Source organism: Sporichthya sp. (assembly GCF_013815995.1).
GTDB lineage: Bacteria > Actinomycetota > Actinomycetes > Sporichthyales > Sporichthyaceae > Sporichthya.
The window spans coordinates 1-7,761 of record NZ_JACDFE010000217.1; the positions used below are offsets into that span (position 1 = coordinate 1).

The following is a 7,761-nucleotide window of genomic DNA, read 5'->3' on the forward strand; positions in this document are numbered from 1 at the left end:
GCGCCGCCCAGGGCGCCCGTCGCGGCCTCGCCGCTGTCACCCTGCGCGGCGACGGTGATCGAGGTGATGCCCGGGCCCGGCACCACGAATGCGGTGTCGGCGGCGTAGGTGCAGGTCACCGCGGTGCCGACGTTGGTGCAGCCGACTGGCAGTGGGGCCGCGTTCGCCGTCGGAAGTCCGACGTAAGAGATGGTCGCGACGCCCAGGCCAAGTGCGGAAAAGGCCGCCCGGGTGACGGCGGTGCGGCGCTGCTTGCTGTGCGGCGCACTGGTGCTGGTCTTGTGCATGAGGTCTCCAAGCAACAGGGAGCGCTCACAGCAGCCGCATCGGCACGATCCTGGAGATGTCTCCCGGTCCGTCCCAAAGGCCACATGGGGCGCATTCAGTAAAGGCCCCACCATGAAGTCACCAACGAAACATCAGTGCCAACGGGTGTACTCCATTCGATATCTCGCTCATGTTTCCCTTCAGCCACTTCAATAACAAAGCTTAATTCAAGCCCCTTTAGTCACATCAGTAACAGCTAGATCGGGACAGAACACGTCGATGCGCCGCGACCTGGCTTGGTCGCGGCGCATCGCCGTGCTCCGCCCGGAGGGGGTCGGGCGGATGTTAGAGGGGGGATCGAATCCCACACGTCGCATCAGACACATTGGTCACAGTAGGCGCCAGGCCGGACAGACCCCACCACGTTGCGCCAAATGGGACAGACCGGGCCCGCGGGCCCGGTCTGTCAGGTTCAGGGCCGATCAGCGGCGGGTCAGCCGCCGGTCTTTTCGATGCTGCGCCCGACGTCGGTGCCGGGCCCGCCGCTACCGAAGTCGGAGCCCCTGCCGCCGTCCAGACCGTCGTTGCCCGGCCCGCCGTACAGCTTGTCGTTGCCGCCGCCGCCGACGATCCGGTCGCCGCCGCGCTCGCCGTAAAGCTCGTCGTTGCCCTGGTTGCCCTGGACGTCGTCGCTGCCGTCGCCGCCGTGCAGGACGTCGTTGCCGCCACCGCCGCGCAGGATGTCCTTGCCGGACCCGCCGCAGATCAGGTCGTTGCCGCCCTTGCCGTTGACGACGTCGTTGCCGCCCCGGGCCACGATCACGTCGTTGCCGTTGGTGCCGATGATGGTCTCGCCCCTGCTGGAGCCGACGATGGTCGCCGGGGCGCCCTCACAGGTCGGGACCTGCGCCGGCGGCGGCGGCGTTCCGCCGGAGGTCACCGTCGAGGTGGTGACCCCGCAGCCCGCGGTCACCGCGGCGTTGTTCCCGTCCCCGGTGTAGGTGATCTTCCAGCGGTACTTCCCGGCGCCGGCGGGGGAGAAGTTGCCGGAGTCGTAGGAGTTGTCGTCGGTGTAGACCTGCATCGACTTGGTGTAGACCGGCGCCCCGGTGCAGGTGGCGTCCGAGGGGGGGTACAGGGCGAACACCATCGAGGTCGCGGGGCCGGCGACCGGGGGCTTGGTCCGGTTCGAGAGAGTTGCCGTGGCCTTGACGGCGCTGCCGAGCGCGGCATTGGTCCCCTGCACCGTCAGGTTCGGGGAGTGCTCGGCGACCACGGTCGGGGTCGAGCACACGACGGTGTCCGCGCCGTGCTCCTGAGCCAGCGTGCCCTGCCAGGAGTAGGTCCCGGCGTCGGCGCCCTTCACCGGGTCCTCGCCGTCACCGATGGCGAACGTGTACGGACCACCGCCGCTGGTGCTGTTGATGTTCTTCACGGCACCCACCCCGAGCGGGGCGCCGGAGCAGTTCCCGTTCTTGAAGACCTTCATGACGAAGGTGGCGGGAACGTCCACACCGGAGCCCACCGTGCCGGCCGCCGAGATCGTGTCTCCGACCGTGAAGCTGCCCGCCTTCGGGATGACGGTGACCGTAGGCGCCGCCCAGGCGTTCGGGGACGCGATCACCGCGCTGGCGGCGACGGTCGCCACCACCACGGCGATGCGTGAAAAAGACTTAACGGGCACGAGCGGGCCTCCGGTCGGCAGCTGAAAACTCCGATTGGTCCGACTGATCAGCCACCGGACCGAGCACCCCGCGAATCGGGTGGTCGGTCCGGGAGCTCGCAACAGTCAGTCAGTTCTTGCGGCGTTCGGTGCTGGCGAAGGTGTCGTTGCCGGGCCCGCCGTCGCCGCGGTCCGTCCCGCCGCCGCCGACGATCCGGTCGTTGCCTGCCCCACCGGAGAGCCGGTCGTTGCCGGCGCCGCCGAAGAGCTGGTCCGGGCCCGCTGCGCCGTTGAGCCGGTCGTTACCCCCGTTGCCCGACAGGTTGTCGGCCCCGTCCCCGCCGTTGAGGGTGTCGTTACCCGGCCCAGCGGACACCACATCGCTACCCGCGCCGCCGCGCAGCGTGTCTTCGCCCGCCCCGCCGCAGATGAGGTCCTTGCCGCCGCCGCCGTCGATGATGTCGCCGCCGCCGAGCCCGGCGATGACGTCCCGGCCCGGGGTGCCCATCATGGTGTCGCCCGCGCCGGTGCCCACGATCGTGGCTTTGATGCCTTGGCAGGTCACGGGGGGTGCCTCCTCGGCTGGCTCCTCCTCGACCGGCTCCTCCTCGGCGGGCACCTCGCCTGGTCCGGGCCGGTCGACGGTCACGACCTCGTTGAGGTCGTCAGGGGCGAGGACAGTCGGCGGCGTGGTGGCCGCGTTCCGGAGGACCGCGACGGCGCCCGCTTTGGTCTGGGTGCCCGGGTCGCCGTCCGCGTCCTTGGCGGGCACCGCCCGAACCGCCAGTGTCAGCTCGACGGTGCAAATCTGCTTGGGCTTGAGCGCCGCCGCGTTGACGGATCCGCCGAGATTGCTGACCGGCTCGAGCACGACCCGGTTTCCGGTCTGGGTCGGGCGGAACGTGGTGTCCTCGCAGTCCGAGTTCCGGGTCTCGGCCTTGCGGACCTCGAAGACCTGACGCTCCTCGTTACTGGTGCACAGCGAGGCGGTGGGTTTCGTCTCGCAGGCGAGGACGGCCCGGATCGCCGTCAGGTTGAGGTTCTTGTCCCCGGTGTTGGTGACCTTGATCTGCGCGACGACCGTGTCGCCGACCACCACCTCCGCGGGGAAGTCGAGGCTGAGCGTCGCCGCCGCCGCGGCCTGCGCGCTGGGCACCGCGAGGCCGACGGCGATAACGGCGGTGGCCGCGGCCGTCGCCAAAGCCTTGCGGCGCGATCCGGACTGGACGGCTCTTCCAAGCATGGGTCCCCGCAGGTGAAGTGGTGGTTGATGGGGCTGTCCGACGCTATTGGGTCACCGGCGCCGCGCCAAGCACGTCGGGGCGACAGATCCGCGCGTCACTAGACTCGGCGACTGTGTCGGTGCCGGCACGCCACTGAGGGCGAGGACGCCGAGGGGACGAATGCGCCGATGTTGACGATGCAGGACGCGCTGCTGGGGCTGACCAGCTACTGGACCGAGCGCGGCGCGATGATCGTGCAGCCGATGAACACCGAGGTCGGCGCCGGTACCGCGAACCCCGCGACGTTCCTGCGCGTGCTCGGCCCGGAGCCGTGGAAGGTCGCCTACGTCGAGCCCTCGGTTCGTCCGGACGACGCCCGCTACGGCGAGAACCCGAACCGGATCCAGTGCCACACCCAGTACCAGGTGATCCTCAAGCCCGAGCCCGGCGACCCGCAGCAGCTCTACCTCGGCAGCCTCACCGCCCTCGGCGTCGACACCCGCGCCAACGACATCCGCTTCGTCGAGGACAACTGGGCACAGCCGGCCATCGGCGCCTGGGGGCTGGGCTGGGAGGTCTGGCTCAACGGCATGGAGATCACCCAGTTCACCTACTTCCAGGCCGTCGGCGGACAGACCCTCGACCCGATCCCGGTCGAGCTGACCTACGGCATGGAGCGCATCCTGATGGCGCTGCAGGGCGTCGGGCACTTCAAGGAGATCGCCTACGCCCCTGGCCCCAATGGCGGCACAGTTTCCTACGGCGAGGCCTTCGGCCAGGCCGAGTACGAGATGAGCCGCTACTACCTCGACGACGCCGACGTCGCGACCAACCGCACGTTGTTCGACGCCTACGCCGCCGAGGCGCAGCGGATGGTCGACGCCAAGCTTCCGGTCCCCGCGCAGTCCTACGTGCTCAAGTGTTCGCACGCCTTCAACGTGATGGACGCCCGCGGTGCGGTCTCCACTACCGACCGCGCCAAGTCCTTCGGCGTCATGCGCAATCTCGCGCGCGATGTCGCCGAGCTCTGGATCTCCAAGCGCGCCGAGCTGGGCCACCCGCTCGGGCTGCCTGCCCTCTCGGAGGCGCCGCCGCTGGCCGAGACCGGCACGGTCGCGACCGGGCCCGCACCGCTGGTCTTCGAGATCGGCGTGGAGGAGATGCCGCCGCACGAGTGCGGCAACACGGTGGCCGCGGTCGAGGCCGCGTTGACCACCGCACTCGCGGGCACGGGCCTGAACTACGGCGCGATCAGCGTCGACGCGACCCCGCGCCGCGTTGTCGCCACCGTCGCCGACGTGGCCGCGCGCGAGGACGATGCCCGCAAGACGGTGAAGGGCCCGAAGGTCTCCGCCGCCTACGACGCCGAGGGCAACCTGACCAAGGCCGCGCAGGGCTTCGCCCGCGGCCAGGGTGTCGAGCCCACCGCGCTGGAGCGGGTGACCATCGACGGTGTCGAGTACGTCGGGGTCAGCACCGAGGTCGTCGGTCGCGCCGCCATCGAGGTGCTCGCTGAGCTGCTGCCGGGCATCATCACCGGGCTGCGCTCGGAGAAGAACATGCGCTGGAACGCGCCGGGCCTGTCCTTCACCCGGCCGATCCGCTGGATCCTCGCCCTGCTCGGTGAGGCCGTCGTGCCGTTCCAGGTCTCGAACCTGGCCAGCGGCCGCGAGACGTGGGTGCACCGCAACGCCGACGCCCCGATCGTGCCGGTCGCCTCCGCGCAGGAGTTCGCCGGTGTGCTCACCGCCAACGCGATCGTGCTCGACACAACGGCGCGGCGCTCGCAGATTGTGACGGGGGCTCAGGAACTTGCCGCCTCGGTCGGTGCGGTCGTCGACGTCGAGGGCGAGAGTGACGTCGTCGACGAGGTGACCAACCTGGTCGAGACCCCGAACCCGCTGCTCGGATCCTTCGAGGAGCGCTACCTGGAACTGCCGCCGGACATCCTGGTCACGGTCATGCGCAAGCACCAGCGCTATCTGCCGGTGCGCTCCCCCGAAGGCGCCCTGCGCAACCACTTCGTCGCCGTCGCGAACGGCGACTGCGACAAGGACCTGGTCCGCAAGGGCAACGAGGCCGTGCTGCGTGCCCGCTACGAGGACGCCGCCTTCTTCTGGCGGGCGGATCTGCAGATCTCGCCGACCGAGTTCCGCTCCCGGCTCGACAAGCTCACCTTCGCCGACAAGCTCGGCTCGATGGACGACCGGGCCAACCGGATCGCCGCCATCGCCACCGAGCTCGCCGCGCACGTCGACCTCTCGGCCGACGAGCGCAGCACGCTGAGCCGCGCCGGCGAGCTCGCCAAGTTCGATCTCGCCACCGAGATGGTCGTGGAGCTTTCCAAGCTCGCCGGGGTGATGGCGCGCGAGTACGCGGTACGCGCCGGCGAGACGCAGGAGGTCGCGACGGCCCTGCACGAGATGGAGATGCCGCGCTCCGCCGGCGCCGCGTTGCCGGCCTCGGTGCCCGGTGCGCTGCTCGCTCTGGCCGACCGGATCGACCTGCTGGCCGGTCTGTTCTCCACCGGTGCCGAGCCCAAGGGTTCCTCCGACCCGTTCGGCCTGCGCCGGGCCGCACTCGGTGCGCTCGCGATCCTGCGCGCCCACGCGCGGCTGGCCGCGATCACCATCCCTGCCGGGCTGGCGATCGCTGCCTCCAAGCAGCCGGTCGAGGTCCCCGAGGGCCGGATGGACAAGGCGGCCGAGTTCACCGCCGGTCGCTACGAGCAGGCACTGCTCGACGCCGGCCACCCGCACAAGCTGGTGCAGGCCGTGCTGCCGCTGGCCGCGACGCCGACCCGCGCCGACGCGACCTTGGCCGCCTTGCCGACCCTGGTCGCGGACGGCACCTTCGCGGCGCTGGTCGAGGCCGTGCTGCGGATCCGCCGCCTGGTGCCGGCGGGTACCACGGCCGGCCACGACGCCTCGTTGTTCGACGACCCGGCTGAAGGTGCCCTCGCCGACGCCCTCGCGAAGGCGCAGGCCGAACTTGGTGACGCCCCGTCAGGCCTCGCGCACTTCGCCGCGGTCGGCGCTGCGCTGGTCGCCCCGATCAACGCCTTCTTCGAGGCGGTCCTGGTGATGGCCGAGGACCCCGCGGTCAAGGCCAACCGCCTCGGCCTGCTCGCCGGCATCAAGTACCTCTCCGAGGGCCTCGTCGATTGGGAAGCCCTCGGCTGATCCGTTGCGTCCGACCAACTGTGCGCTATCGGATGCTGGTGGTCGGACGTAAGGCTCACTCGGTGAGGGCGTCGATGTCCGCCAGGTCTTGCGGCCGTCCCGCCGTGCGCTTGTTCACGATGAAGTCGGCCTCACCGATGAACGGAATGGTCAGATTCCCGACGGTCAGCTCGACCCGATTCGGTCAGCACGCGTCGAAGTCGACGCCGTCGATGGTGGGAAGCACGTCGATGCGGTGCGGCGGTTGCCCCATCTGGATGACCGCTCTCGGATCGAGAAGGTCCTCGACGGCGAGCCCCGCTGCGCCGCACCCGAAATCAGAGATGGCGCCCATGGGTGCGCTCGGCGTTGGCCGGGTCCATCAGAACCCAGACGTCGAGATCCTTCGTGTAACGCGGATGCCCATGGGCCGCGAGCATCGCGGTCGCGGTCGTGCAACCGCTTGATCGTGACGACCTTCGCCATCGAGTTCATGCGGGCAGTCTAGGAGTGCGCGCCGACAGAGCGCAGAGCAACGCGTTGCGTCCGACCAACCGAGCGCTATAGCCCTCAGTTGGTCGGACGTCAGCGCGGCGTCTACGGGTGCTGCTCGACGTCCTTGTAGAAGTTCTTGCCAGGCCCGCCGTCGCCGGTGTCGGTGCCGGCGCCGCCGACGATGACGTCCCGACCGGTGGTCCCGTTGATGGTGTCGTTGCCGGTGGTCCCCACGATGGTGGCCACGTGGCCCTCGCTCTGGTTCAGTCCCGGGAAGCTCGCACCGGGGGTCTCGAGCAAGCCACCGCGGCAGCGCCGTCGCTCTGAATGTCGAAGCCGCCGCCCGCGGTGAGTGCGCTCGCGATCGGCTCGAGGTCCTCGCCGGCGCACCCCGGGCTCAGGTAGACCCCGGGGGCGCCGGGGATCGCGCCCGCGAACCGCACACCGGCCTCGACGAGATGCTCGGCCCCCGACGTGCTCGGGTTGGCGGGATCGGTCGGGTGCGCGTTGCCCCCGGTGTCGTTGCTGGGGTCGTAGTGCCACGACGGGTCCATGCCGCTGAGGAAGCGGTTGCCCCGGACGGTAGTCGCCGGGGTTATTGCGCCCATCACCACCGGCGCCCACCGCTTGAGGCTGTTCGGCGAGCCGTTCTTCAGGATCCCGACCTCGTCGGACACGGGCGAGCCGTTGATCAGGGCGGTCATCGGTTGGTAGCCGGCCGCGCCGGTGGCATCGGCCGCCACGCCCAACGTCGCGAGCATCAGGGCCCCGGCCGCAACGCCGAGAACAGCCCGCCCCAGTTGCTCTGCACGCATGGCTCGCGAACCTAGTGGTCCGTCTGCGAATTGATCTGGTTGAGGACCTCACGCCCGCGACGGACCTTGGCGATGATCTCCTCCGCGGTCGCCTTCCAGATGAAGGGCTTCGGGTCGGTGTTCCAGTGCTCGGCCCA

The 7,761-nt window shown here is 70.0% G+C and carries 7 protein-coding genes; 1 reads left to right on the forward strand and 6 read right to left on the reverse strand.

What is annotated here, in order from left to right; genetic code table 11:
* The 3 genes from H0X00_RS19380 to H0X00_RS19390 form a co-directional block, all read right to left on the reverse strand.
* Window positions 1–287, reverse strand: a 287-nt coding sequence (locus H0X00_RS19380; protein ID WP_293774053.1) for a hypothetical protein, incomplete at its 3' end; no start/stop codon positions are given.
* A gap of 473 nt (window positions 288–760) precedes the next feature.
* Window positions 761–1,951 carry a calcium-binding protein gene (locus H0X00_RS19385; RefSeq protein ID WP_293774054.1) on the reverse strand — a complete coding sequence of 397 codons (1,191 nt, stop codon included), beginning with the start codon at window positions 1,949–1,951 and terminating at the stop codon, window positions 761–763.
* Between the two features lie 109 nt (window positions 1,952–2,060).
* Window positions 2,061–3,173: a calcium-binding protein gene (locus H0X00_RS19390; RefSeq protein WP_293774055.1), complete on the reverse strand. Its 1,113-nt coding sequence runs from the start codon at window positions 3,171–3,173 to the stop codon at window positions 2,061–2,063.
* Window positions 3,174–3,341: 168 nt separating this feature from the next.
* Here H0X00_RS19390 and H0X00_RS19395 point away from each other — a divergent pair, with 168 nt between their 5' ends.
* Window positions 3,342–6,335, forward strand: a complete 2,994-nt coding sequence (locus H0X00_RS19395; RefSeq protein ID WP_293774056.1) for a glycine--tRNA ligase — start codon at window positions 3,342–3,344, stop codon at window positions 6,333–6,335.
* A gap of 184 nt (window positions 6,336–6,519) precedes the next feature.
* On the opposite strand, the gene H0X00_RS19400 is transcribed toward H0X00_RS19395, so the two are convergent.
* From H0X00_RS19400 to H0X00_RS19410, 3 genes are all read right to left on the reverse strand, one after another.
* Window positions 6,520–6,669 (reverse strand): hypothetical protein, encoded by a 150-nt coding sequence (locus H0X00_RS19400; RefSeq protein ID WP_293774058.1) that lies wholly within the window; start codon window positions 6,667–6,669, stop codon window positions 6,520–6,522.
* A gap of 242 nt (window positions 6,670–6,911) precedes the next feature.
* Window positions 6,912–7,055, reverse strand: coding sequence for a hypothetical protein (locus H0X00_RS19405; protein WP_293774059.1), 144 nt, complete (start codon window positions 7,053–7,055; stop codon window positions 6,912–6,914).
* Window positions 7,056–7,072: 17 nt separating this feature from the next.
* Complete coding sequence (locus H0X00_RS19410; protein WP_293774060.1) at window positions 7,073–7,624, reverse strand: hypothetical protein; 552 nt, start codon at window positions 7,622–7,624, stop codon at window positions 7,073–7,075.
* Between the last annotated feature and the right edge of the window lie 137 nt (window positions 7,625–7,761).